The organism is Cypionkella sp. (assembly GCF_030652235.1).
Classification (GTDB): domain Bacteria; phylum Pseudomonadota; class Alphaproteobacteria; order Rhodobacterales; family Rhodobacteraceae; genus Cypionkella.
Genome location: NZ_JAUSBA010000039.1, coordinates 1 through 26,079, shown reverse-complemented (window position 1 = coordinate 26,079; position 26,079 = coordinate 1). Strand labels below are relative to the sequence as shown.

Below are 26,079 nucleotides of genomic sequence, written 5' to 3'. Positions count from 1 at the left end.
AATGGCTTGGGTTTTCACGTTAACAGTTTGTTCGTAGATGCCCGCGAAGGCTTGTGTCTAGCGGGGCGACGTGAAGCTCGGCTTGCATGCTGGCGATTTTGCTGAAAACTGCGCCGTTTTTTGCGGTGATGGGTCTTGGCTGTGGCGCGGGGCGGCTGTGGTTTTTCAACATTGAAGCGACGGCTTATCTGACGGAATTCGTGTTTTACTGCGCGCTGTCGGCGATGCTGTTTGGCTTTGCCGCAAATCGGGACGTAGGCGATGTGTTCTGTTGGGCGTATTTTCTGGGCTCGGCTTTGGTTTGGGGCATTGTCACCGGGGTGGCCCGCATCGGGTCTCGACCGCTACCTGATCTCGACCGCCGCTTCCGTGCCGACCGTGACGGCGGTGATTGCATTTGTGACTGGTTGAAATAAGAACGGGTTGAAATACGAACTGGGCTCAAGGGGGCATTATGAAAACCATTTCTGAAAACCGGGCGTTTGGCGGCGTGCAGGGGGTTTACAGCCATGCGTCTGCGGTGACGGGCACCGAGATGACCTTCGGGCTGTTCCTGCCGGTTGAGGCCGAAGAAGGGCTGGTGCCGGTGCTGTGGTATCTGTCGGGGCTAAGCTGCACGCATGAAAACGCGATGGTGAAGGCCGGGGCGCAGCGTTGGGCGGCCGAGGTGGGCATTGCTTTGGTGTTCCCGGATACCAGCCCGCGCGGCGAAGATGTGCCGAATGATGCGGCTTACGATCTGGGGCAGGGTGCGGGGTTCTATGTGAACGCGACGCAAAGCCCGTGGGACAAGAATTTCCGCATGTGGGATTATGTGACGGAAGAACTGCCGCGCGAATTGTTCAAGGCGTTTCCGATTGCCGAGGCCGCACAGTCGATCACCGGGCATTCGATGGGCGGCCATGGCGCTTTGACGATTGCGATGAGCTTTCCGGGGCGGTTCCGGTCGGTGTCGGCGTTTGCGCCGATCTGCAACCCGACGCAAAGCGACTGGGGCCGCAAGCAGTTCAGCGCCTATCTGGGGCCGGATGAGGCGACTTGGGCCGCGCATGACACCACATTGTTGATGAAAAAGCGCGGCTTTGACGGGCCCATGCTGATAGACCAAGGCACCAGCGACCAGTTTCTGGATCTTCTGAAGCCGGAAGCTTTGTCCGGGGCTATGGTTGAGCGGCGGCAGGGCGGCAGTTTTCGGATGCAGAAGGGCTACGACCACAGCTATTTCTTCGTAAGCACCTTCATGGAGGAACATGTGGCGTTTCATGCGGGGGCACTGAATGCTTAAACTTGGAATGTTGAAAGCGGCGGTTTTACTGGCTGTGTTGACGCAGCCAGTTTGGGCGGGTGCTGCGGAAGATCAGGTCTTGGCAGCGGTGAACAAGGCGCGTGCTGGGGCGGGCTGTTCTGCGCTGACGGTCAATGCCAAGCTGGTGGCTGCGGCGAAGGGCCACGCCAAGGCTATGGCAGAGCAGAATTTTTTCGGCCATGCCAGCAAGAATGGCGCGAAGTTTTCCAGTCGGATCAAGGCGCAGGGTTACCGGTTTAGCAAGGTCGCCGAGAATATCGGCGCGGGGCAAAGCGCGGCTGTGGGGATCATGCAGGACTGGATGGACAGTGCGGGGCATCGCAAGAATATCCTCGATTGTGCTTTAAGCGAAACCGGGATCGCGGTGGTGTATCAGCCCGACGATGCGCCGCTGAAGGGGCAAAAATACGCGATGAAATACTACTGGGTCGAGGTTTTTGCGCGCCCATGAGTGACTTGAATGGTGGTGGCCGTATTTTTATCGACGCCGATGCCTGCCCGGTGAAGGCCGAGGCGGAGCGGGTGGCGACGCGGCATGGCATGCGGATGATACTGGTGTCAAATGGCGGCATCAGGCCTTCGGCGAACCCGCTGGTGGAAAGCGTGTTTGTGGCGGCGGGGCCGGATGAGGCAGATAAGTGGATCGCCGAGGCCTGCGGGCCGGGCGATGTGGTGGTGACCGGGGATATTCCGTTGGCGGCGAAATGCGTGGCCGCCGGGGCCAAGGTGGTCAAGCACAATGGCGAAGAATTGAACGGGGCCAATATCGGCAATGTGCTGGCGACCCGGGATCTGATGCAGGATTTGCGCAGCGCGGATCCGTTTCGCCAAGGTGGCGGACGGCCATTCTCAAAGGCAGATCGGTCGCGGTTTCTGGAAGTTTTAGAGCGGGTTGTGCGGCAAGCGAAGCTGTGATGTCGCCTCTGGGCTAGATTTGCAGCACCGGACGCGGTGATTTGGCTTATGTCAGACAATTCCAAAAACCCAGCCACTGGTATTCTGTTTGCATTGGGCGGCGCGGTGGTGCTTTCGGTCAATGACCTTGCGATCAAGGCTTTGTCGGCAACTTATGCGCTGCATCAGGTGATTTTGCTGCGGGCATTTGTTGGTATGGCGATTGTGCTGGCGGTGATTTGGGCCTCGCGCTCGGGGTTTCGGCAGTTGCTGACCAAGCGGCCGCTGGATCATTTGTTCCGGGTGTGCATCGTGATGTGTTCGAACATCACCTATTTCGTTGGGCTGTCGCTGATGCCGCTGGCGGATGCGGTGGCGACGTCATTCGTGGCACCGTTGTTCGTGACGCTGATGTCGGCGGTGATCTTGCGCGAACAGGTTGGGCCAAGGCGCTGGGCGGCGGTCGGCGTGGGCATGCTTGGTGTGGTGGTGATGACTAGGCCGGGGGCTGGGGTTATTCAGCCGGCGGCAATTTTGGTGCTGATTTCGGCGTTTTGCTATGCCTCTAGCCATATGATGACGCGGCGGATGCGGTTGACCGAAAGTGCTATGACGTTGAATTTCTTCGTGCAGGTGGGCTTCATTGTGGTCAGCCTGTGCTTTGGGCTGGTGGCGGGCGATGGGCATCTCGGACAAGCGCCGGGCAGCACATGGGAGTTTTTGTTCCGGCCTTGGCATACGCCGCCTGTGGGCGATTGGTGGGCGTTTATCGCGACCGGGGTGGCGGTGGGCGTCGGCGGCTTGATGATGTCGCAGGCCTATCGCACCACAGAGGCAGCACTGATTGCGCCGTTTGAATACATCGGCATGCCGATGGCAATTTTCTGGGGGGCTGTGGTGTTTGGCACCTTCCCGGACCATACCGCTTGGGCGGGGATTGCGTTGATCTGCGGCGCTGGGCTTTATACCCTGTGGCGCGAGACGGTGCGCAAGAAGAAGGATTTGGATGTTGCAGCCCCTAGCGGTGATATTTGACATTGGCAATGTGCTGACGCGCTGGCAGCCAGAGGCGTTCTACGACCGGGTGATTGGCGAGACGCGCAGACGGGCTTTGTTTGACGCGGTTGATCTGCACGGCATGAATGATCGGGTGGACGAGGGCGCGTTGTTTCGCGAGACGATCTATGATTGGGCCGCGCAGCACCCGGAATGGGGCGCGGAAATCCGGCTGTGGTATGACCGCTGGATCGAGCTGGCGAGCCCCCGGATTGAGGGCAGCATTGCCTTACAGCGGGCGTTGCGGGCCAAAGGGGTTCCGGTGTTCGCGTTGACCAACTTCGGACGGTATTCGTTTGAGGAAGCCCTGCCGAAGCTGGATTTCTTGGCTGATTTCGATCGCAGATATGTCTCGGGCGTGATGGGGGTGATCAAGCCTGATCCGTTGATTTATCAGATGGTTGAGAACGATTGCGGCATCGCACCCGACCGGCTGTTGTTCACCGACGATAAGGCCGAGAATATCACGGCGGCGGCCCGCAGGGGCTGGCGCACGCATCAGTTTGAAAGCTGGCAGGGCTGGGCGCAACGCTTGGTCGCCGAGGGTCTGTTAAATAAGCAAGAGGCAGGGTTATGAGCATTGAAATCGTCGGGCCGGAGGCCGAAGCGCTGCTGTCGTGGCACGGGCTGTGTGAGGCGTTTGAGGCTGGGCATCGGCTGCCGCGCGCCGAGATCAACGATCTGTTTTTGTATCGCGGCGCCGATACCTTGCTGGACCGCGCAGCGTGGATTGATGGCTTAGGCAGCTTGGTCAAGGTGGCCACGGTGGTTCCGGGCAATGCCGCGCGCGGGTTGCCCAGCATCCACGGCGCGGTCAATCTGTTCAACGATCAGACCGGTGTGCTGGAGGCTTTGGTGGATTTCCATCTGGTGACCAAATGGAAAACCGCTGGCGACAGCCTGCTTTCGGCCAGCAAACTGGCGCGCAAAGACAGCCGGAATATCTTGCTGGTGGGCGCGGGGACGGTGGCGCGCTCGATGGTTCAGGCCTATGCGGCGCTGTTCCCGGATGCCAAATTCAGCATTTGGAACCGCTCACCTGCCGGGGCTGCGGCGATGGCTGCTGCAGACCCACGGGTGACGGCGGTGACGGATCTGGAGGCCGCGGTGCGCGGGGCGGATGTCATCTGCACCGCGACGATGAGCCGCGAGCCGCTGTTGAAGGGCGCATGGCTGCAACCGGGTCAACATATCGACCTGATCGGGGCCTATACGCCCGCGATGCGCGAGGCCGATGACGAGGTGATGCGGCGGGCATCGCTGTTCGTCGACAGCCGCGCCACCACGGTGCATCACATTGGCGAGTTGAAAGACCCAATTGCGCGCGGCGTGATCACGGAAGCCGATATCAAGGCGGATTTCTATGACATGGCGCAGGGAGCCTATCGGCGGACCTCTGATGAAGAGATCACGGTCGCCAAAAACGGCGGTGGCGCGCATCTGGATCTGATGACCTCGGCCTACATACTGGCGATGTGGCGGGCCCGGTAAAGCGCGTCGCTTCTGACCAGCCCCCCATTCGTTCCTCGTTCATAACGACGGTCTTGCTTGTTGATGGTCGTCGGGTTCGGGTTGGGCACGCGCGCCGGGTGCTTTGCCGTCAGATTGTTCAAGCGCCGGGCGTGCTTCGGCGGATGCCGCATCCGCCAAATATGATTAATATCATTGAATTATATGGGATTTACTCATTTTAAACCCTAAGCTGGCCCTAATGCGGCGGCGCTGGGCGTAGTTCGCGGCCCGTCTGGCGCGGATCATGCGGTAACGCTTTTGTGATGCAGATCAAGGCGCGGCCGGTGCCGGGAATAGCGGGCGTGGCTTCGGGAATACCCGGCAGCGCAGGCCCGGACCGGGTGGGCCGCGCTGGGCGGGCGCTTGGACGTGGCGGCTTGGGCGTGGGCTGCGTCTGGACGTGGACGCCGCCCAAGCCCCCGGTGCCGGGCGTAGCCCAAGCCCGGCCTGCCCGGCACCCGCGCCCCCCGGCCTGCCGCGCCGCCGCGCCCCTGTACTATCTGTCCCGCGAACACAAAGCGGCGTATTTCCTAGACTTTTGGACAAAGCAGACGAGCCTTACGCGAACGGCGCGGGCGGCAACTGGTTCCTGTTCAAACCGGCGCTGGGGACGCGGCCAGCGTCTTTTTCGGGTCGTAGAAGGGACGCTCTACCACGGTGGCGCCCAGTGTGCCGTGCCCGGTGGCCACCTCAACCTTGGTGCCGATCGCAACATGATCCACGGCCACCATCGCCAGCGCGATGTTTTGTTTCAGCCGGGGCGAGTGGATGGCAGAGGTGACCCTGCCAACAGCCGCCCCATCTTTGGTGATCGCCCAAAAGGTGGTATTCGGCCCGGCAAGCGGCGCGCCGTCGATCACCAGCCCCACCTGAGCGCGGCTGACGCCGGTGTCCTTGATCCGCTGCAGCGCGGCCTTGCCGATGAAATCAGCACCGCTGTCCAGATTGACCAGCCGGTCAAGACCCAGCTCATAGGGGTTGGTTTTGATATCGGCATCGGCGTGATACGACAGCATCCCGCCTTCGATCCGCCGGATCGACGAGGTGTGGCCCGGCTTCAGCCCGAAAGGCTGGCCCACGGCCATGATCTTTTCCCACAGCGCATCGCCATGGGCGGAATCTTGCAGATAAAGCTCATAGCCCAGTTCGCTGGACCAGCCGGTGCGCGACACGATCAGCGGGATGCCGTCCAGTTCGACCCGGCGCAGCCAGTAGTATTTCAGATCCATGATACTGTCGCCAAACAGCGCCCGCATCACCTCGCCCGACTTCGGGCCTTGCAGTTGCAGGGGCGACACATCGGGTTCGCGGATAGTGACATCAAGGCCGGAATGCACCGCAACCCCCTGCGCCCACAGCAGAATATCGCTGTCGGCCAGTGACAGCCAGAAATGGTTCTCCTGCAGCCGCAGCAATATGGGGTCGTTCAGAATGCAGCCTTCGGCATTGGTGATCAGCACATATTTGCATTGCCCGACTGCCAGCTTGGACAGATCGCGGGGGGTTAGCATCTGCACAAAGCGCGCCGCATCCGGCCCAGTGATCTCGACCTGACGCTCTACCGCCACATCACACAGGATCGCATCATTGATCAGGTTCCAGAAATTCTGTTCCGGGTTCCCGAAATCACGCGGAATATACATGTGGTTGTAAACCGAAAACCCGGTCGCCCCCCAGCGCACCGTGGCATCGAAATAGGGAGATTTGCGGATCTGCGTGCCAAAGCCAAAGTTTTGTGCCGTTGTCATCTTGCTTGCCCTTGCTGGCGGGTCTGTCCTGCGACCGCGCGACGGTTCTTCCTGGCAAGGACTTTAGGCACGGGGCGCCGGATCAGCGGGCCAAAGATGGTGCCAAACCGGACCGATCAGACCAAAGATTCCAAAAGGACAGACCGTTCAGTCTTTTGCTTCCGACTGGGGCTTTGGCGACTGCGCGGCGACCAGGCGGGCAAGGTCGGGGCGGGCCGATTTGATCTGGCGCGTGACAATATAGGTCATGTAACGGTCGATCCCCAATTCGGCGTCCAGCATCGCCTCCATCAAAGTCTGGAAGACCGGCAAGCTGGTGGTGACCACCGTCATCACATAATCCATCCCGCCCCCCGTCGAGACGCAGTCTGTCACCTCGGGGGTGTTGAGAATGTGGGTCTCGAACCGTTCGAAATCAGATTTCCGATGGCTCGTCAGGGACACCGTCACCACCACTTTGGCCAGGCCTGCGACAATTTGAGAAAGCGCGATGTCAGCATGATAGCCCCGGATCAGCCCGGCCCTCTTCAATCGTGTCACCCGTGCCCAGCATGGCGTGGCCGACAGGCCCACTATTTCCGCCAGCTTCGATTTGCTCAGCTGTCCATGGTCCTGCAGCGCACACAGGATCCGGATATCGGCAGCGTCAAGCTCGATCGGTTTCATTCGGAGTAGGGCCGCATGGTTGAGGGATTGCGTAGGGGTGATGGTGCCGCAATGTGTGTTTCCTCGTGCTTTACGCCGCGACGCTGCCGAATACCAGTGGGCGGAGCCCTTCGCGGCGGTCGTTCTGATCATCCGGCTTCGCTGCGACCGGATTGGGCGCAGTCACGGGCTCTACCACAAGCGGCACGAACATTGGCACCCTGTCGCCCGGCAGGACCAGCTTCCCCTTCCGGGCAACGCCGCGCCATTGCGAACGATGCCGCGTGGTCAACCCATGGTTATCGGCCACGTCAGGGTTCACCCCACCACTCCCTTTTAAACCCTGAACGCCCGCTTAACGCCCCAACACAACCCCCTGAAATCCCGCATAAATCCAAACGGTCCCAACGCGGGACCACCCCTCACGTCCCCCGAGGCTTGGCCCGCAAGGTCGGTTCCGCAACCGTCGGGTCCTCTGGCCAGGGATGCCGCGGATACTGCCCCCGCATATCCTTTCTCACATCCGCATAGGACGATTTCCAGAACCCCGGCAGATCCATCGTCACCTGAATCGTCTTCTGCCCCGGTGAGGTCAAAACCACCCGCAGCGGCTGCCGGCTTATACCCACCACCGGATGCACCACCACGCCAAACATCTCTTGCAAACGCACCTCAATCCCCGGCACGTCGCCATCATAATCAATCGGCACCTTCCGACCCAGCGGCGTCTCAAATGCCCCCGGCACCAGTCTATCCAACGCCGCGACCTGCTCCCACGAAAGCCGCGCCTTCAAAGCCTCGCTCAAATCAAACCCGCGTAAATCTGCCTCTGTCCGCACCCTTCCCAGATGCGGCAGCAACCAATCCTCCGCGCTCTCCAGCAATCCCTGATCGCTGAAATCCGGCCACGCATCGCCACCGCCCCGCGCCAACTCCACCCGCGCCCGCAACCGCCGCGCCGAGGCCGTGAAATGCAACCCATTCAGCCGCATCCCCTCCAACGCCGCCCGTGCCACCGCCTCGGCAGGCGCGTCCCAATGCAGATCCGCCAGCACCAGCACCCCGAAACACTCCTGCCGCCGCGCCATCACGCGGCCTTCACGCTTTGACCAGAAACAAACCTCGCGCCAGCCGATCTGCGCCCCATGCACAGCCCGCAACTCTGCCTCCCCAATGCTGACTGCCTGCCGCACCCCCGCCTCGCGCGCATCGCCATCCACATCAGTGGCCACAATCAGCCGCGCCCCCGCCAGCGGCACGCCCAAAGCCATCACCGCACCCTTGCCGCCCGACAACACCCAACGCGGCGCATCGCCTTTCCGGCGCAGCCCGACCCGATCCGGGTAAGCCAGCGCCGCCATCTGCGCCAAACTATAACCCGCATCCGGCCCAGCAGCCGCCCGCGCCAACCGCCGCGCCTCCAGCTTCACCCGCTCCACCACAGGTCGCAAAACCGGCCAAGGATGCGCCGCCTCAAACCGTCGTACATCTGCCACCGCCGCCACCCGCAAAGCCAGATCCGGCGGAGCTCCCTTCAGCACATCTCGCTCGCCCAACACCGCCGCCAAAACCGCAGCCTCCGGGCCCGCGACCGCCAACATATGCGCCAGCCGAGGATGCAACGGCAGCGCCGCCAACACCCGGCCATGCGGCGTGATCCGGCCACCTATAAGCGCGCCCAACCCCTCCAACAGCGCCCGCGCCTCCGCCATCGCCCCGACATTCGGCGCGGTCAAAAACCCGACGTCGCCGCCCCATAACGCCAGCTCCAGCGCCAGCCCGGTCAAATCCGCCGCCTCAATCTCTGCCGGGGGATAGGCCGCCAGTCCGCCTTCCTCGCCCTTGGTCCAATAGCGATAGCACAAACCCGCAGCCACGCGCCCCGCTCGCCCGCGTCGCTGCTCGGCCTCGGCCTTGGTCACCCGCTCGGTCACCAACCGCGACATGCCCGAATTCGGATCAAACCGCGCCCGCCGCGCCCGCCCGCCATCGACCACCACGCGAATATCCGGGATCGTTAGCGAAGTTTCGGCAATCGAGGTTGCCAAAACCACCTTGCGCCCCGCCGCCGGCCCCAAAGCTGCCCGTTGTGCCGCAAACTCCATCGCGCCAAACAGGGTGCGCACCTCGCAGCCTGGCAAGCCCGCCAGCATCGCCTCCACCCGCCGAATTTCCCCCTCACCCGGCAGAAACACCAACACCCCGCCCGTCGTTTCCTCCACCGCCTGCCGCACCAACCCTGCCACCCCTGCCTCAAACCGCATGGATGCATCCGGTGTGCGCCCCAGCCACCGCGTCTCCACCGGATAGGCGCGCCCCATCGAGGTCACCACCGGCGCATTGCCCATCAGCGCCGCCACCGGCCCCGCATCCAACGTCGCCGACATCACCATCAACACCAGATCGTCGCGCAGTGCGCCGCGGATTTCCAAAGCCAAAGCCAGCCCCAGATCGGCATTCAAACTCCGCTCATGAAACTCGTCAAAGATCAGCGCGCCCACACCGGTAAGCCCGGGATCACTTTGGATCATGCGGGTCAAAATCCCCTCTGTCACCACCTCAATCCGGGTCGCTTTTGAGACCTTCGCCTCACCGCGAATCCGATACCCCACTGTCCCGCCCACAGCCTCACCCAAGCTCTCCGCCATCCGCTCCGCCGCCGCCCGCGCCGCCAGCCGCCGCGGCTCCAGCATCACGATCCGCCCGGTGACCAACCCCGAGGCCAACAAATCCAGCGGCACCATTGTGGTCTTGCCCGCCCCCGGCGGTGCCTGCAGCACCACCATGCCACGCGCCGCAATCGCAGCCCGCACGTCCCCCAACACATCTTCTATCGGCAATCTGATCATAAGGCCTTATCCCGCAACCGCTCCGGCTTGGCCAGCAGGCGACAAAAAAAGCATGAGTATTTAGAAAAAAGCAATTCCTTGTCAGTTGCTCTTTTTGAAATACTCCCGCCGGAGGCTTGCAACGCCGCCGCCAAAACGACGCCACAAGCTCACACTCCGGCAGCGCGGCCGAGTGGGGGCTCGATGCCCCCCGAGGGCGCTCCTGTTTCAAGGTCACTCTGGCAAAACCCCGCGCCATCGGGCACACCGGGGCAAAGGGAGTCGTCATGGATCTTGCCCAACTCGTCCCCAGCCTGCAAGCGGGCGACCGTCGCAGTCTGGCCCGCGCCATCACACTGGTCGAAAGCGCGCGCGCCGATCATCGCGCGCAGGCGCTGGACCTGTTGCAAGCCTTGGGCAGCGATAAGCAAGCCCTGCGCATCGGGCTTTCCGGCACGCCGGGGGTGGGTAAATCCACCTTCATTGAAAGCTTTGGGCTGATGCTGACCGCGCAAGGCCTGCGCGTGGCGGTGCTTGCGGTTGATCCCTCCTCGGCCCGCTCGGGCGGCTCGATCCTGGGCGACAAAACCCGGATGGAACACCTTGCCCGCGACCCGCTCGCCTTTATCCGGCCGTCACCCAGCCAAGCCCAATTGGGCGGCGTGGCGCGGCGCACGCGAGAAGCCGTCGCGCTTTGCGAAGCCGCTGGCTTTGACATCATTCTGATTGAAACCGTCGGCGTCGGCCAATCCGAAACCGTAGTGGCCGAGCTGTGTGATCTGTTCGTCCTGCTGTTGGCCCCTGCGGGGGGCGATGAGCTGCAGGGTGTCAAACGCGGCATCATGGAGATGGCAGATCTGATTTTGGTGAACAAAGCCGATGGCGATCTAAAATCCGCCGCGATGCGGACCTGCGCCGACTATGCCGGCGCGCTGCGGCTGTTGCGCAAACGCCCGCAAGACCCAGCCGGCTATCCCAAAGCGATGACCGTCTCGGCGCTGGAACAGGCGGGGCTGGCGACCGCTTGGGCCGAGATGCAGGTACTGGCCGACTGGCGGCGCGCACAGGGCCATTGGGCGACGCGGCGCGGCCAGCAGGCGCAGCATTGGTTCAAGGAAGAATTGCGGCGCGGCTTGCTCGCGGTGCTGGAGCAAGAGCCAACCAAGGGCATCGTCGCAGCACAAGGCCGTGCCGTCGCAGAAGGCCGCTGCACCCCTGAGGCTGCCGCAAGCCAGATTTTAGCCTTGCTGCACCGCAACTGATCGCCAAGCCTCGATCAATCCGCGCGGGCGCCCCGGCGCTGTTTGATTCGCGCAAAAGTGCGATTAACGATCATTGGACCCGCAAAATGCGGCAGTCCGGCGGGCGCGCGCTACGGCAGTCTCCAACCAGAATATAACGATTTCAATATAATATAGGCCATCAGGCTGCGCGCATCTTGCCAGAAGATGCCGCGATTTTGCTGCAATTCGTGGCTTTTGCCGAAATTTCCGTCCAATTTTGGCCCGAAGTCTCGCCTATTTCTTTTTCCAATCACTCTTTGTCCCCGGTCTCCCGGTGGCCCGAACCTTGGAGCGTTAAGAATGGCGACTTTTACCGGCGGAACTGGAAATGATACTGTCACGGCAACGGCGGGTGCAATCAATGACACGTTGACCGGCCTTGCGGGCAACGACACCCTGATCGGCCTCGGTGGCGCCGACCTGCTGGATGGCGGTTCAGGCAATGACGTGGCGGATTACACTGCCAGCACTGCCGGGGTGAACGCCAACCTGACCACGCTGACGGGCACCGGCGGTGATGCGCAGGGCGACACTTATATCAGCATCGAGTATCTCACCGGCTCGGCCTTTGCCGACACGCTGACCGGGGATACCGCGGCCAACATCCTGATCGGCGCTGCGGGCAGCGACAGCCTCTATGGCGGCATGGGCAATGACAGTCTGTATGGCGGTGCCGACAACGACCTGATCGTGGGCGGCGCGGGCGCTGACGTGATGGACGGTGGCGCAGGTATCGCGGACAGCGTGGATTACAGCGCCTCGTCAGCCGCCGTCACCGTCAGCCTGACCGCAAACACCGCCACGGGTGGCGACGCTGTGGGCGACACCATCGTGAACTTCGAAAACGCCACGGGCTCGGCCTTTGACGATGCATTGACCGGCGACGCCAATGCCAACATCCTGACGGGCCTTGCAGGTAACGACACGCTGAGCGGCCTTACGGGCAATGACAGCCTTTATGGCGGTCTGGGCAATGACGTGCTGCTGGGTGGCATCGGCAACGACCGCATCGACGGCGGCGCGGATGTCGATACCGTCAGCTATGCGGCGGCCACCGCATCGGTCAGCGTCAACCTGAGCACGGGTCTGGCGACGGGCGGTGAAGGCGCGGATACGCTGGTTGCGCTGGAGAACGTGATCGGCTCGGCATTTGCCGACACCATCGTTGGCGACGCTGGCAACAGCGTGATCTTGGGCGGCGCAGGTGCCGACACTCTTGATGGCGGTGCGGGCAATGACACCGTCGATTACGCGACCTCGGCGGCGGCGGTCACCGTCAACTTGCTCAGCGGCGTGACCACCGGCGGCGATTCCGAAGGCGACGTTCTTGCCAACTTCGAGAACATCCGTGGCTCGGTGGGCGCGGACAGCCTGACTGGCGACAACAACGCCAACATCCTGATCGGTGGCGCAGGCGCGGATACGCTGGACGGCGGCGCGGGTGTGGACACGGTTGATTATTCGGCCTCGTCGGCCGCTGTGACCGTTTCGGTGGTTTCGGGCTCGGCGGGCGCGGGCGGCGATGCGCAAGGCGACCGGCTGTTCGGCATTCAGAACCTGGTGGGCTCGACCTTTGCCGATGTTTTGACGGGTGACGCTTTCGTCAACGTGCTGTCCGGTGGGGATGGCAATGACACGCTGGACGGTGGTGGCGAGAATGACACCATGATCGGCGGCGCGGGCGATGACAGCTATGTCGTCGGCTCGTTAGCGGAAGTGATCACCGAGAACGCCAGCGAAGGCAACGATCTTGTCTCGTCCTCGGTTGATTTCATCCTGGGCGCGAATACCGAGCGTTTGACCCTGACGGGCTCGCTGGATGTGAACGGTACGGGCAACGCGCTGGACAACATTCTGATCGGCAACAGCGGCGACAGCAGCCCCGGAACCATGGGCAAGAACATCCTGCTCGGCTTGGCTGGCAACGACACCATCTACGGGATGGATGGCGGCGATGTGCTGGACGGCGGCACCGGCAATGACAGGCTGATCGGCGGCAAGGGCAGCGACCTCTACCAAGTCGACAGTTTGAATGACGTGCTGGTTGAACTGGCCACTGAAGGCACTGACACGGTTCAAACCACGATCAACTGGACCTTGGCTGGCAACTTTGAAAACCTGCTGCTGGACAACATCGCCAACCTCAGCGGCACTGGCAACACCGTCGCCAACCTGATCACTGGCAATGCGGGCAACAACCTGCTGTCGGGAATGGAGGACAACGACACCCTGATTGGCAACGCCGGTGATGATACGCTGAACGGTGGCACCGGATCGGACGATCTGACTGGCGGCAGCGGAAATGATTACTACTACGTTGACGGTGCGGGCGACGAGATTTTCGAACTTGATCTGGGCGGCACCGATACGATGGAAAGCTCGGTCACCATCACGATGGACCGCTACGTTGAAAACCTGATCCTGTCGGGCAGCGCCAACATCAATGCCACCGGCAACGTCTCGAACAACATCATGACCGGCAACACCGGCCACAACTACATGACCGGCGGCACCGGCAATGACACGCTTTATGGCGGTGTGGGCAATGACAGCTTGGATGGCGGCATTGGCAACGACCTGGTGGTGGGCGGTGTTGGTGACGACATCTACACCATCAACGCCACCACGGATGTGGTTATTGAGCTTTCGGGTGAAGGCAATGATACCGTCATCACCGGGGCAGACTGGACGATGACCGACAACATCGAGACCTTGGTGCAAAATGGCGCGGCCAGCATCAACGCGATCGGCAATGCGGCAGCCAACACCATCACCGGCAACGGCGGGCAGAACGTGCTGCAAGGTCTTGCGGGCAATGACACCATCTACGGCGGTGCAGGCGGCGATACTTTGGACGGTGGCATCGGCAATGACAGCCTGATCGGCGGCGTCGGCAACGATATCTTCATTCTCGACACCATCAATGATGTGATGGTCGAGAACTTTGATGAAGGCATCGACACGGTGCAGACCACATTCAACTACACGCTGCTCAGCAACTTTGAAAACCTGACTCTGATGGACACCACGGGCCTGACGGGCACCGGCAACGCTGCGAATAACGTGTTGAACGGCAACAGCGGTGCCAACCTGCTGTCGGGTCTGGCGGGCAATGACGCGCTGAACGGCGGCGCAGGCAATGACACGCTGGATGGCGGCGCGGGCAATGACTCGCTGTCGGGCGGTGATGGCGATGACCGCTACAGCATCGACAGCGTTGACGACAAAACTGTGGAAACCAGCGCGGGCGGCATCGATACGGTGGATGCAACCGTCAACTGGACGCTGCTGTCTTATACCGAGAACCTGAACCTGCTGGGCAGCGCAGATCTTGAAGGCCACGGTAACAGCCTCAACAACATCATCATTGGCAACATCGGCAACAACCTGCTGTCCGGCGAGTCGGGCAATGACAGCGTCTATGGTGGCCTTGGCAACGATACGCTGGACGGCGGCGCCACCGGGGCCAGCGGCAATGATGCGCTTTATGGCGGGGCAGGCGACGATCTTTATTTTGTCAACTCGCTGAACGACACCATCACCGAGACCGCAAGCAATGGCACCGATACCGTCAGCAGCACGGTTGACTGGACGCTGACCGCCAACCTTGAGAATTTGGTTCTGACCGGCGCGTCGGGTTTGAAGGGTTTTGGCAACACCGGGGCCAACGTGATGACAGGCAACGGCGGCGCCAATAACCTGAGCGGCATGGGCGGCAATGATACGCTGGACGGCGGCTTGGGGGCGGACACGCTGAACGGCGGCACCGGAAATGACTCGATGATCGGCGGCTTTGGCAACGACACGTACTATGTCGATTCACTGAACGATGTGGTGGTCGAGCTGGCTCAAGCGGGCGCCGATCGGGTGTTCTCTTCGGTCAGCTACACCCTTGCCGATACGCTGGAGAACCTGACGCTGAACGGCACGGCGGCGATCAACGGCACCGGCAACCTGAACGCGAATGTGATGGTCGGCAACGCCAATGACAACCTGCTGTCGGGGATGGCGGGCACTGACAGCATCACCGCAGGCGCGGGCAATGACACGCTGGACGGTGGGGCGGGCAACGATACCATGGTCGGCGGTCTGGGCAATGACAGCTATATCGTTGACAGCGCCAACGACACAGTCACCGAGCTGACCAACCAAGGCACCGACACCGTCTATGCTTCGGTCAGCTACACCATCCTGTCTCCGGTGGAAAACCTGACCCTGACCGGCCTGGGTAACATCAATGCCACCGGCAATTCCTCGGCTAACATCCTGCTGGGCAACGCAGGCAACAACCTGCTGTCGGCCAGCACCGGCAATGATATGCTGGACGGCGGCGCGGGCAATGACACGCTGGACGGCGGCGGTGGTGTGGACAGCATGTCGGGCGGCTTGGGTGATGACACTTATATCATCGACCACCTCAGCGATGTCGTGACCGAAGGCGCCGATGCTGGCACCGATCTGGTGCGGTCCTCGGTCAACCATGTGCTGGGCGCGAACTTTGAAAACCTGACCCTGACGGGCAGCTTCGGGGTGAACGGCACCGGCAACGCGCTGAACAACGTCCTGACCGGCAACTCGGGCAAAAACGTGCTGAACGGCATGGCCGGGGATGATACCTTGGCGGGCGGCGATGGCGCGGATGTGCTGCTTGGCGGCACCGGGGCGGATCACTTCGTGTTCACCGCGGCCTCGACCTCTCAGGCGACGATTTCGGACTTCAACGCCTTGGATGGCGGTTTGGCCGAGGGCGATCTGCTGGAGTTTGCAGGCTTGCTGACCGGGACCTTCGCCTATGTTGGCGATGTGGTCTTCTCGGGCAGTGCCAACACCGAAGCCCGCTTCATCGCTGGCGCGCTGCAACTGGACTTCGACGGCAACGGTGCCACAGATCTGACCATTCGGATCACCGGGCTGACCGATGCGGCCCAGATTTCGGGCGGTGACTTCCTGTTCACTTGATCGAAAAACCAACTCAAAACCTTAGGGCGGGCCGATCTGTTGGGTGGCCCTAAGGGTGTTTCTGATCTGATTTGACGATCAGCCGCGCCAGTCAAAACAAAACGCCGCAAACCCTTTGGCTTGCGGCGTTTATTTTTCTTGGCTTCCGTCTGGTTCAGGCCGCCAGCAACACCCTTGCCTCAAAGGATTTCAGCGTGGGGCGCGCCGCTTCGAACCGCGCGAGGTGACCCGCTTGCGCCAACTCGGGGAAGATTTTGTAAATCTCGGCGCATTGCGCGGCATCCATGCCGCCCATGGTGCGGTCGCCAGGTTGGAAACTTTCGCTCCACGCGCCATCGGCCAAGATCACCTCATGGCGGTCAAACAGAATGTGCAGATAAGTCACCGCCTCGACCTCGGCCACCGAGACACCGGGCAAGTTCAGCAGATGCTGCGCGCGCACCAAAACCTCATCGCTGCCAAACAGCAATTCGGCGCGCGGCCCGCTGATCAACATCCGATGCTGGCGCGACACCATCATATCGGATTCCGGCAAACCCTGCCCCAAGGCCCCGGCTTTGATCAGGATCGGCCGCAGACTTTCATCGGCGCGCAATTCTTCCCGCGTGATCCGGCGCGAGCCGATCCAGCGGATTTCCTGAATACCATTATCGCGTGTCGCCACCATGTCGCCAACCCGCAACGCCTCGACCGCCACCTCTCCCCCCAGAGTCGCAATCCGCGTGCCGGGGGTGAAGCACGACACAATGCTTTCAATGTTGGTGAAGCTCAGCGTGCCAATGATGTGGCCCGTGCTGTCGAGGAAATTCACCACACCATTCAAATGGTTCACAGGATCGCGAATGATCTTGAACGGCGCTTGTCCGGTCAGATCCAGCACATCCCAATCCGTGCCACTGGTGCCGCCATCCACCACATCGCCCGCGCCCGCATAGATCGTATCGGCGCCAAAGCCACCGACCAACGTATCCGAACCCGCGCCGCCATAGACCAGATCGCCGCCGTCGCCACCGTAGATCAGATCAGTGCCGTCGCCGCCCGTCAGCGTGTCATTGCCAGTGCCGCCGTCCAACGTGTCATTGCCCAGCCCGCCAAACAGCGCGTCATTGCCAATGCCACCATACAGCAGGTCATTGCCCGCGCCGCCGTCTAGGCTGTCATTGCCGTCGCCGCCCTGCAGGGTGTCATTGCCCAAGTCGCCGAACAGGCTGTCATTGCCTGTCCCGCCATCGACGCTGTCATTGCCATCGCCGCCCGAGACCACATCATTGCCAGCCCCACCGAACACTTGGTCATCGCCCGCACCTCCCAGCACGGTGTCATTGCCCAGATCGCCGTAAACCGTATCGTTGCCATCACCGCCGTCGGTGCTGTCATTGCCCGCCCCGCCATAGACCAGATCGTTTCCGGTCTCGCCGTAAGAGCTGTCGTTGCCGTCTCCGGCATAAATCTGATCGTTCCCCGTGCCGCCATAGCTCGCATCGTCGCCGGTGCCGCCATAGACGCTGTCATTGTCCGACCCGCCATAGAGGATGTCGTTGTTGCCCCTCCCGTCGAGATAATCGTCGCCGCCCCCGCCAACGAAGACGTTGGTGTAGACGTCGCCCGAAAGGCCCTGATCGTCAAAGCCAATGAGGGTGTCGTTGAACGCCGAGCCGATCACCCCATCTGTGCCACTCAGTTGATCACCCTGTGCATCGCCGAAAAGCGCGGTCCATGTGGTCAGGTTGATCGACACCGCCGCGTTGCTGGCGGAATAGTCGATATAATCCATCCCGGCGCCGCCGTTCAGAATATCGGCGCCCGCGCCCCCGGCCAGCGTGTCATCGCCATCGCCGCCATACAGGCTGTCGATGCCCGCACCGCCCGATAGATAGTTCGCGCCTGCGTTGCCGGTCAGTACATCAGCATAGGCCGAGCCGATCAGGTTCTCGATCGCCATCAGCGTATCGCCGGCCGCATCGCCGCCGGTGTTCGCGCCACCGTTCAGGTTGAGGTTTACCGCCGCGGTTGAGGCCGAATAATCGGCGGTATCAATGCCCGCGCCACCGTCCAGACTGTCATTGCCCGCGCCTCCGAACAGCGTGTCGTTGCCGATGCCGCCAAAGAGGCTGTCGATGCCGGCCGCGCCATAGAGCAGATCGTTGCCGTCCGCGCCCGTCAGCGCATTGGCCGCTGCATCGCCCGTCAGCGTGTCGTTGTAAGCCGAGCCGATCAGGTTCTCAAACCCGCTCAGAACATCGCCCTGCGCATCACCGCCCAAGGCCGTGCTGGCCGTCAGCGAAATCGCCACCGCCGCACCCGAGGTGGAATAATCCGCTGTATCGGTGCCGGTGCCGCCGATCAGCGTATCTGCGCCCGCGCCGCCCGCCAGCGTGTCATTGCCCGCGCCGCCATCCAGCAGGTTGGCACCTGCGTCCCCGGTCAGGCTGTCCGCAGCGCCCGAGCCGATGATGTTTTCGACCCCCACCAGCGTATCGCCCGCCGCATCACCGCCGCTCAGCACGCCGGTGGCAAGGTTCAGCGTGATGCCCGTGGCCGAAGCCGAATAATCGGCGGTATCAATCCCCGCACCGCCGTCGATCAAATCGCCGCCTGCGCCACCGATCAACGTATCGTTGCCATCGCCGCCGTACAGACTGTCGACGCCCGCCGCCCCGTTCAGGCTGTCGTTGCCAAGCCCGCCATACAAAGCGTTGGCATTGCCGTCGCCGGTCAGCGTGTCGTTAAAGGTCGAGCCGAGCAGATTCTCGATCCCGGTCAGCACATCGCCGTTGGCCTCACCCGCCGTGCCGGTGCCGGTGGTCAGGCTGACAGCAACCGCCGCTGCCGCGCCTGAATAATCGGCGGTATCAATGCCGCTGCCGCCGTCTAAGCTGTCGTTGCCCAGACCGCCCTCCAGCGTGTCATTGTCCGCACCGCCAAACAAAGTGTCATTGCCCGCGCCGCCGTCCAGAACATCCGCGCCCGCCGCACCATAGAACACGTTGGCGCTGGTATCCCCGATGATCACATCCGCCAGACCCGAGCCGATGATGATCTCGGCCCCCACCAGCGTATCGCCCGCCGCATCTCCGCCGGAGTTGACACCCGAGGCAAGATTGATCGTTATCCCCGCGCCAGAGGCCGAATATTCAACGCTATCGGTGCCCGTGCCTGCGTCCAGCAGGTCAGCCCCCGCGCCACCCATCAGCGTGTCATTGCCAGCGCCTCCGAACAAAGTATTCGCGCCCGCATCCCCGGTCAGGCTGTCATTGAACGCCGTGCCGATCACCACCTCAATGCTGCTCAGTGTGTCGCCCGCCGCATCGCCGCCCAAGTTCACATTGGTGGCAAGGTTGATCGTGACGCCCGCACCGACACCCGAATAATCCGCCGTATCAATGCCTAGCCCGCCGTCCATCACGTCAGACCCGGCGCCGCCAATCAGCGTGTCATTGCCGTCGCCGCCAGACAGAGTATCGACGCCCGAACCGCCGTTCAGACTGTCATTGCCCGCCGCCCCAGACAGCAGGTTGGCATTGCCATCGCCGGTCAGGGTGTCGTTGAACGCACCGCCTGCAAGGTTCTCAATCGTGTTAAACGTATCGCCAGCCGCATCGCCCGCCGTGCCGGTATTGGTGGCCAAACTTGCCGCCACGCCTGCCGTCGCCGTACTATAATCCGCGGTATCAACGCCCGATCCACCAAACAGTGAATCCGACCCCGCGCCGCCAATCAGCGTGTCATTGTCATTGCCACCATAGATCGTGTCATTCGCCGCGCCGCCGTCCAGCAGGTCAGCCCCCGCCGCACCATACAAAAAGTTGGCCGCACTCGATCCGGTCAGGATATCGGCAAAGCCCGAGCCGATCACATCCTCGATACTGATCAAAGTATCGCCCTGCGCATCGCCGCCCAGACCCGTGCCTGCCGTCAGATCGACACTGACCCCAGCACCCGAGGCCGAATAATCCACATCATCGGTGCCAGCACCACCGTCCAGCAGATCAGCACCCGTGCCGCCCACCAGAATGTCATTCTGCGTGCCGCCATACAGGCTGTCATCGCCCGCGCCGCCAATCAGCGTATCAAGGCCAACCCCGCCATAAAGCGCGTTGTTGTTGCCGTCGCCGGTCAACACATCTGCCTGACCCGAGCCTATGATGTTCTCAACACCCACCAGCGTATCGCCGCCTGCATCGCCGCCTGCGCCCAGACCTGTGCTCAGGTTGACCTGCACCGCATTGGTCGAGGCCGAGTAATCGGCGGTATCCGCGCCCGCCCCGCCATCCAACAGATCGCTGCTGGTGCCGCCAATCAGCGTGTCATTGCCAAGCCCGCCATACAGGCTGTCAGCCCCCGCAGCCCCGCTCAGGCTGTCATTGCCCGCCGCTCCATACAAAACGTTGGCATTGCCGTCACCGATCAAGGTGTCGTCAAAACCCGAACCCGCAAGGTTCTCTATGCTGGTAAAGGTATCGCCCGCAGCCTCGCCCGCCGTGCCAGTGTTGCTGGTCAGGCTGGCTGCAACCCCAACTGTCGCGGCGGCGTAATCGGCGGTATCGGTGCCAGAGCCGCCGTCGATCAGGTCATTGCCCAGACCACCCGCCAGCACGTCATTGTCAGTGCCGCCATACAGGCTGTCATTGCCCGCACCGCCAAACAAACTGTCTGCGCCCGCCGCCCCATACAGCATGTTAGCAGCACTTGATCCAGCTACGGTATCGGCAAAGCTGGTGCCGATCACATCCTCGATGCTGACCAGAATATCGCCCTGCGCGTCACCACCCAAGCCCGTACCCGCCGCAAGATCAATGTTCACCGCCGCAGCAGAGGCGGAATAATCCACATCATCTGAACCCGCGCCACCGTCCAGCAGATCAACGCCCGCGCCGCCAATCAGCGTATCGCTGTCATTGCCGCCGTAAAGGCTGTCATTGCCCGCGCCGCCGACCAAGCTATCCGCCCCCGCAGCACCAGACAGAACGTTGTCGCCGCCGTCTCCGGTCAGCCTGTCAGCATAGGCAGAGCCCACGAGATTCTCGATGCCGGTCAACGTATCGCCCGCTGCATCGCCGCCAGAACCTACACCCGTCGCCAGCGAAACAGTGACAGCTGCGCCTGAACTGCTGTAATCCGCGTTATCAATTCCCCTGCCGCCGTCCAGCAGGTCAGCCCCAGTATTGCCGATCAGCGTGTCATTGCCATCGCCGCCATACAGCGTGTCAGCGGCGCTGCCGCCGTCAAGGGTGTCGTCTCCGCCATACCCGGTGATGGTATCAGACAGAGTCGTTCCAAGCAGGGAATCATTCCCTGCACTTCCAATAATGTTTGCCACTGCGCTGCTCTGCTCGTTTGCCCGGATCTAGCGCCCGGATCTATTTGCGTCCCAATTATGGCAAATTGCTGGGGATTATGTCCGGAATTGGACGGATTCCACGAATTTTTTCAGAGGGTTGTGGCAATTCGGTGACGGGCGCGCGAAACCTGCACCCAAGGCTTGCGTGAAACCCCATGAAACCCGGCAGGGCGGGCGGCAAAGCCTTGTCGTTCCTGCATAATCCGCGCACAGCTTTCCCCGCGTGCAACCTTGCCGATAGGCATTTCGCATGGCTTTTCTTGGCCATCGCGCTTGACGCCGCCCCAGAATCCCCTTACACGCCGCAAATCAAATTCAGGTACCGTCCGCTTTTGGGGGTGCCTTTCCGTCTTAAGTTGCCCTTGCGGGCACAGTAAACTGACAAGGAAGATGACCATGTCTCGCGTCTGCGAACTCTCTGGCAAAGGCCCGATGTCTGGCAACACTGTCAGCCACGCCAACAACAAATCCCGCCGTCGTTTTCTGCCAAACCTTAATCAGGTTACGCTGATCTCCGACGTTCTGGGCAAATCCTTCTCGCTGAAGATCTCGGCTGCGGCTTTGCGCACCGTGGATCACCGCGGCGGTCTGGATGCGTTCATGGCGAAAGCCAAGGACGAAGATCTGTCGCTCGACGCGCTGAAGATCAAAAAAGAGATCGCCAAGGCTCAGGCCGCCGCCTGATTGCTTTGTGCTTGATGTCACAGGGCCTCGCTTGGAGACAAGCGGGGCCTTTTGGCTTTAAACGGCAGGGCTGGGGCGCTGACAATCTGTCGCCTTCCCCCGCAGCTGCACCTGCGCTAAACCCCAAGCTATGATCCGTCACCTGCTCTCGCTTCTGCTCGCCCTGACGCTTGCGACCACCTCGGTTCACGCGGCGGTGATGCACGCCGAAATGCAGGGCGCGACCCAGATGGAAATCTGCGCCGACACCAGCGGCGGCCTGACCCCCATCACCCTCGACGCCACCGGCAAACCGATCCCTAGCCCGCACCGCTGCCCCGATTGCACCGCAGCCATCGCGGCTTTGCTGCCATCCCCACCGCAAATCGCCGCGGCCCCCACCCACAGTCGCAGCGCCCGCCCCGCACTGACCCCCACAACCCGCACCGCCACACCGCCAAAACAATCTGCCCGTGACCCACCGCCCTTTGCCTGATCCCACCTCCCTATGATCAACCGCAAAGGAAATCCCATGCGCCTTCACGCCCTTATCGCCGCAGCCTTGCTCTGTGCTGCCCCCGCCTTCGCCCACCAAGGTGTGCACATCGAAAACCCCTACGCCCGCACCAACGGCGGCATCGGTGCCAGCGGGGCGATCTTTCTTTGGATCGTGAACCACGCCGATACCGACGAGCGCCTGATCGGCGTCGCCTCGGACGTGGCTGAAAAGGTCGAGATGCACACCCACACCGAAAGCGCCAATGGCGTGATGCAGATGAGCGCTGTTCCCAAAGGCTTTCCCATCGCCGCCCTGCAAGGCCACGCACTAAAGCGCGGCAGCGACCACATCATGCTGATGGGTCTCAAGCAAGACCTCAAGGACGGCGACATCGTTCACCTGACGCTGACCTTTGAACATGCGGGCGTGGTCGAAGTTGACGTGCCCGTTGACAATGCGCGCAAGCCCGCTGCGATGGGCGATATGCAAGGCATGGACCACAGCAAAATGGATCATGACAGCATGGAAGCCGCCCCGGCGAACTGATAGCAAAGGGCGGGGCGCTTCAGCCCCGCCCGCATAAAGGCTGCCATGATTCCCAATGTGTTTGTCCCCAACGCGCTTTCATCGGATGAATGTGACCGCCTGATCGCCCTGATCGCAGCGCATCAGCTGAAAGATGCAGGCCTTGTCGGCGGCACCACCGCCCACACCATCCGTCGGGCCGAGATCGCGTGGCTGGATGATATCCCCGAGGCGTCCTGGGTGCTTGACCGCATGATCAGCCTCACCGCGCAAGCCAACCGCGAGGCTTTCCAGTTTGACCTGACCGATTTCGGCGAAAGCCCACAAGTCGCGCGCTACACCGCCGAACGGATGGGCCATTTCGACTGGCACGCTGACATTGGCGCAGGCACTTGGGCCGCCAAACGCAAACTCACCATCGTGGTGCAACTCTCCGACCCCACCTCCTACGAAGGCGGCACGCTGGAGCTGCGCCCCGATAGCAATGTCACCCACGCCCCGCGCGCCCGTGGCACCGCGACGATCTTCCCCAGTTTCACCCTGCACCGCGTCACCCCCGTCACCACAGGCACCCGCTGGTCGCTGACCCTGTGGTCGCATGGCCCATCCTTTCGTTAGCCGAAACTTCGCGCTAACAGTTTCACATTGGTGATAAATACTCCCGCCGGAGGCTCCTTGAGCCAGCCTCAGAAGCCTCCGGCGGGAGTATTTCAAAAAGAGCAATGACAAACAGATGACCGAGCCCAAAGCCCCGTCCGACCGCAGCCGCGCCCGCCGTATGCACGAGAAAGCCGCCTACGACCGCGCCACAATTGACGCGATCCTGGATGCGATGCCCGTCGCCCATGTCGGCTATGTCAAAGACGGCGCGCCCATTGTGATCCCCACCCTGCAATGGCGCATCGGCGACCACATTTACTGGCACGGCTCCTCGGCCAGCCGTACGCAACGCACGGCAAAAGACGCGCAGGTTTGCGTCACCGTCACCCTGACCGATGCCATGGTGCTGGCGCGCTCGGGCTTAGAGCATTCCGTGAATTTCCGTGCGGTGATGGTGTTCGGCGAGGCCCGCGCCGTCACCAACGTGCGCGAAAAGGCCGAAGTTCTGAAAGCCATGATGGAGCAGATGTTCCCCGGCCGCTGGGATCAACTGCGCCCGATGACCAAACAAGAGCTGAAAGCCACTGCGATCCTGACCCTGCCACTGACCGAGGCTTCCGCCAAAATCGGCAGCGGCATGCCGACCGATCCGCCAGAAGACCTTGGCACTCCGGTCTGGGCGGGGATCCTGCCCATCCAATTAACCATGGGCCAACCGGTCCCCGACCCGAACCTAAGCCCGGACATGGCAGTACCGGCCCATGTCAAAAACTACCACTTCGGTCATTAGCGTAGGGTGGGGTTTCACCCCACCGCCCCAACCTCAACCGCCGCAATAGGCCTGCGCCTGTGCGCCAAACGCCTTATAGCGTTCCCAAAACGCATCGTCGCTGCCGGTTTTCGACATCCAGACCTTATGCGCCTTCTCGGGGTCCTTGAAGAATGCCACCGCGCGGCGCTGATCGCCACCCTTCAGCGTCATATCGGCAACCTGCTGGATGCAAGCGCAGAGCTGCCGATTGGCTGCCTTACGCTCGGAGCGGTTGCACGCGTTTTCAATCGGCCCGGCGTTGGCAGAACTGCTCATCACCGGAAGCGCTACACCCAGACTCAACACGGCCAGACTGGCCGCCCACAGGATAGATTTTTTCATCGCTCTGCCTCTGCACGCCCACGACCGGGTTGCCCTCAGCCGCAGATCATTATCTGGAATCAGTATGGGAGCAAGCGCGGGATTTTTCAAGATGCCAGTCAGACGCGGAAATGCCCCCGTCTGACTGTCGCGCATCAAATTGGTGTCAGACAGCGCCCAAGAGCCTCAAACCTATTTGAATAGCTGTCGCGTCCCGGCAGGTTACGCGGTGATTTGACGAAGAGATGGGGGTGGGACTTGTGCCCGTCCTTCATGGCCTGCATCGGCGTTCGGCTCCCAAGGGCTGACTGCGGCAACTGCGTGTTGTAAAGTATCAGGTATCGCATGAGGGTCTGCTCTAGGTCGAGGGCGCTGTCGAAGCGATTGGTTTTGAGCACATCTGCTCTGCGTCCGTTGAAGCGCTCGACCATGCCATTTGTCTGGGGCGATTTCGGTGGGGTCAGCCGGTGCTCGATGCCAAGCTCGTCGCAGAGCCGGTCGAACTCGTGGCTCCCCGAGGCGGCGCGCGCCCGGGAAGCGAAGAGCCGATCGGTGAACTCTTTTCCATTGTCGGTCAGTATCTTGCTGATCCGGATCGGGCAGGCGCGGCTCAGATCGCGCAGGAACCGGCGGGCATTTGCGGCGGTTTTGGCGGGCATGATGCGCACGAACCCCCACCTTGTCGCCCTGTCAATGGCCACGCACAGATAGCGCCGCGTGGTCTCGTCCGCCATCTGTGGCAGATACTTCACATCGACATGCAGGAAGCCGGGTTCGTATGCCTTGAAGGCCTTGTGCGGCTCGGCGGGGGTCTTGGGCAGCAACGCCTTGAGATTGCTCACACCATGCCGCCGCAGACAGCGATCCAGGCCCGACCGTGAGACGTCCGGATTCAGGAACTCCCGCGTGACCGCCAGAAGATCGTCGAGCGGCAGTAACAGAAGACGCCGCAACGGAACGACCACCGCCTCCTGGGCTGCCGTCAGCCCTCGACGGGGAAACGATCCACTGGATCGTTTCCTGTTCCGTCTCGATCTGCAGATTGTGGGGTGTGGCGGACAGGTCCTGAACGCTGTCACGCCGCTTCC

At 61.9% G+C, this 26,079-nt stretch carries 19 protein-coding genes and 1 pseudogene; 14 read left to right on the top strand and 6 right to left on the bottom strand.

Going from position 1 to position 26,079, the window contains the following annotated elements; all coding sequences use genetic code 11:
* Nucleotides 1-86: 86 nt before the first annotated feature.
* Genes Q7V03_RS13075 through Q7V03_RS13045 form a run of 7 tightly spaced genes read left to right on the top strand, consistent with a single transcriptional unit; the run spans nucleotide 87 to nucleotide 4,747 of the window.
* On the top strand, nucleotides 87-416 hold the full coding sequence (locus Q7V03_RS13075) for a hypothetical protein (protein ID WP_304926032.1): 330 nt from the start codon (nucleotides 87-89) through the stop codon (nucleotides 414-416).
* 38 nt (nucleotides 417-454) lie between these two features.
* The gene (gene fghA / locus Q7V03_RS13070; RefSeq protein WP_304926031.1) at nucleotides 455-1,285 is read left to right on the top strand and encodes an S-formylglutathione hydrolase; all 831 of its coding nucleotides are present in this window, start codon (nucleotides 455-457) and stop codon (nucleotides 1,283-1,285) included.
* Complete coding sequence (locus Q7V03_RS13065; RefSeq protein WP_304926030.1) at nucleotides 1,278-1,757, top strand: CAP domain-containing protein; 480 nt, start codon at nucleotides 1,278-1,280, stop codon at nucleotides 1,755-1,757. The genes fghA and Q7V03_RS13065 overlap by 8 nt, the downstream gene beginning before the upstream one ends.
* Nucleotides 1,754-2,221 (top strand): YaiI/YqxD family protein, encoded by a 468-nt coding sequence (locus Q7V03_RS13060; RefSeq protein ID WP_304926029.1) that lies wholly within the window; start codon nucleotides 1,754-1,756, stop codon nucleotides 2,219-2,221. Before Q7V03_RS13065 ends, Q7V03_RS13060 begins: the two co-directional genes overlap by 4 nt.
* 48 nt (nucleotides 2,222-2,269) lie before the next feature.
* Nucleotides 2,270-3,235: a DMT family transporter gene (locus Q7V03_RS13055; protein ID WP_304926028.1), complete on the top strand. Its 966-nt coding sequence runs from the start codon at nucleotides 2,270-2,272 to the stop codon at nucleotides 3,233-3,235.
* Entirely contained in the window at nucleotides 3,207-3,833 is a 627-nt protein-coding gene (locus Q7V03_RS13050; RefSeq protein WP_370651123.1) for an HAD family hydrolase, read from the top strand. Before Q7V03_RS13055 ends, Q7V03_RS13050 begins: the two co-directional genes overlap by 29 nt.
* The gene (locus Q7V03_RS13045; protein WP_304926027.1) at nucleotides 3,830-4,747 is read left to right on the top strand and encodes an ornithine cyclodeaminase family protein; all 918 of its coding nucleotides are present in this window, start codon (nucleotides 3,830-3,832) and stop codon (nucleotides 4,745-4,747) included. Before Q7V03_RS13050 ends, Q7V03_RS13045 begins: the two co-directional genes overlap by 4 nt.
* Nucleotides 4,748-5,361: 614 nt before the next feature.
* On the opposite strand, the gene Q7V03_RS13040 is transcribed toward Q7V03_RS13045, so the two are convergent.
* From Q7V03_RS13040 to hrpB, 3 genes are all read right to left on the bottom strand, one after another.
* Nucleotides 5,362-6,516, bottom strand: a complete 1,155-nt coding sequence (locus Q7V03_RS13040) for a glycine cleavage T C-terminal barrel domain-containing protein (RefSeq protein ID WP_304926026.1) — start codon at nucleotides 6,514-6,516, stop codon at nucleotides 5,362-5,364.
* Between the two features lie 147 nt (nucleotides 6,517-6,663).
* Entirely contained in the window at nucleotides 6,664-7,182 is a 519-nt protein-coding gene (locus Q7V03_RS13035) for an Lrp/AsnC family transcriptional regulator (protein ID WP_304926025.1), read from the bottom strand.
* A 401-nt stretch (nucleotides 7,183-7,583) separates the two neighbouring features.
* On the bottom strand, nucleotides 7,584-10,010 hold the full coding sequence (gene hrpB / locus Q7V03_RS13030; RefSeq protein WP_304926024.1) for an ATP-dependent helicase HrpB: 2,427 nt from the start codon (nucleotides 10,008-10,010) through the stop codon (nucleotides 7,584-7,586).
* 266 nt (nucleotides 10,011-10,276) lie between these two features.
* On the opposite strand from hrpB, the gene meaB reads away from it, so the two are divergent.
* Nucleotides 10,277-11,251 (top strand): methylmalonyl Co-A mutase-associated GTPase MeaB, encoded by a 975-nt coding sequence (meaB, locus tag Q7V03_RS13025; protein ID WP_304926023.1) that lies wholly within the window; start codon nucleotides 10,277-10,279, stop codon nucleotides 11,249-11,251.
* Between the two features lie 321 nt (nucleotides 11,252-11,572).
* Entirely contained in the window at nucleotides 11,573-16,231 is a 4,659-nt protein-coding gene (locus Q7V03_RS13020; RefSeq protein ID WP_304926022.1) for a calcium-binding protein, read from the top strand.
* 154 nt (nucleotides 16,232-16,385) lie between these two features.
* Here Q7V03_RS13020 and Q7V03_RS13015 read toward each other — a convergent pair whose 3' ends face one another.
* Complete coding sequence (locus tag Q7V03_RS13015) at nucleotides 16,386-21,551, bottom strand: Hint domain-containing protein (RefSeq protein WP_304926021.1); 5,166 nt, start codon at nucleotides 21,549-21,551, stop codon at nucleotides 16,386-16,388.
* A 417-nt stretch (nucleotides 21,552-21,968) separates the two neighbouring features.
* On the opposite strand from Q7V03_RS13015, the gene rpmB reads away from it, so the two are divergent.
* The 5 genes from rpmB (at nucleotide 21,969) to Q7V03_RS12990 (ending at nucleotide 24,649) form a co-directional block, all read left to right on the top strand.
* Entirely contained in the window at nucleotides 21,969-22,256 is a 288-nt protein-coding gene (gene rpmB / locus Q7V03_RS13010) for a 50S ribosomal protein L28 (protein WP_054005165.1), read from the top strand.
* 130 nt (nucleotides 22,257-22,386) lie between these two features.
* Entirely contained in the window at nucleotides 22,387-22,731 is a 345-nt protein-coding gene (locus Q7V03_RS13005; RefSeq protein WP_304926020.1) for a hypothetical protein, read from the top strand.
* Nucleotides 22,732-22,767: 36 nt separating this feature from the next.
* Nucleotides 22,768-23,280 (top strand): copper chaperone PCu(A)C, encoded by a 513-nt coding sequence (locus Q7V03_RS13000; RefSeq protein WP_304926019.1) that lies wholly within the window; start codon nucleotides 22,768-22,770, stop codon nucleotides 23,278-23,280.
* A 45-nt stretch (nucleotides 23,281-23,325) separates the two neighbouring features.
* Nucleotides 23,326-23,877, top strand: coding sequence for a 2OG-Fe(II) oxygenase (locus Q7V03_RS12995; RefSeq protein ID WP_304926018.1), 552 nt, complete (start codon nucleotides 23,326-23,328; stop codon nucleotides 23,875-23,877).
* A 115-nt stretch (nucleotides 23,878-23,992) separates the two neighbouring features.
* On the top strand, nucleotides 23,993-24,649 hold the full coding sequence (locus tag Q7V03_RS12990) for a pyridoxamine 5'-phosphate oxidase family protein (RefSeq protein ID WP_304926017.1): 657 nt from the start codon (nucleotides 23,993-23,995) through the stop codon (nucleotides 24,647-24,649).
* 33 nt (nucleotides 24,650-24,682) lie between these two features.
* On the opposite strand, the gene Q7V03_RS12985 is transcribed toward Q7V03_RS12990, so the two are convergent.
* Complete coding sequence (locus Q7V03_RS12985) at nucleotides 24,683-25,012, bottom strand: hypothetical protein (protein WP_304926016.1); 330 nt, start codon at nucleotides 25,010-25,012, stop codon at nucleotides 24,683-24,685.
* Nucleotides 25,013-25,146: 134 nt separating this feature from the next.
* Nucleotides 25,147-26,079: pseudogene (locus tag Q7V03_RS12980) on the bottom strand (integrase core domain-containing protein); the annotation flags it as partial.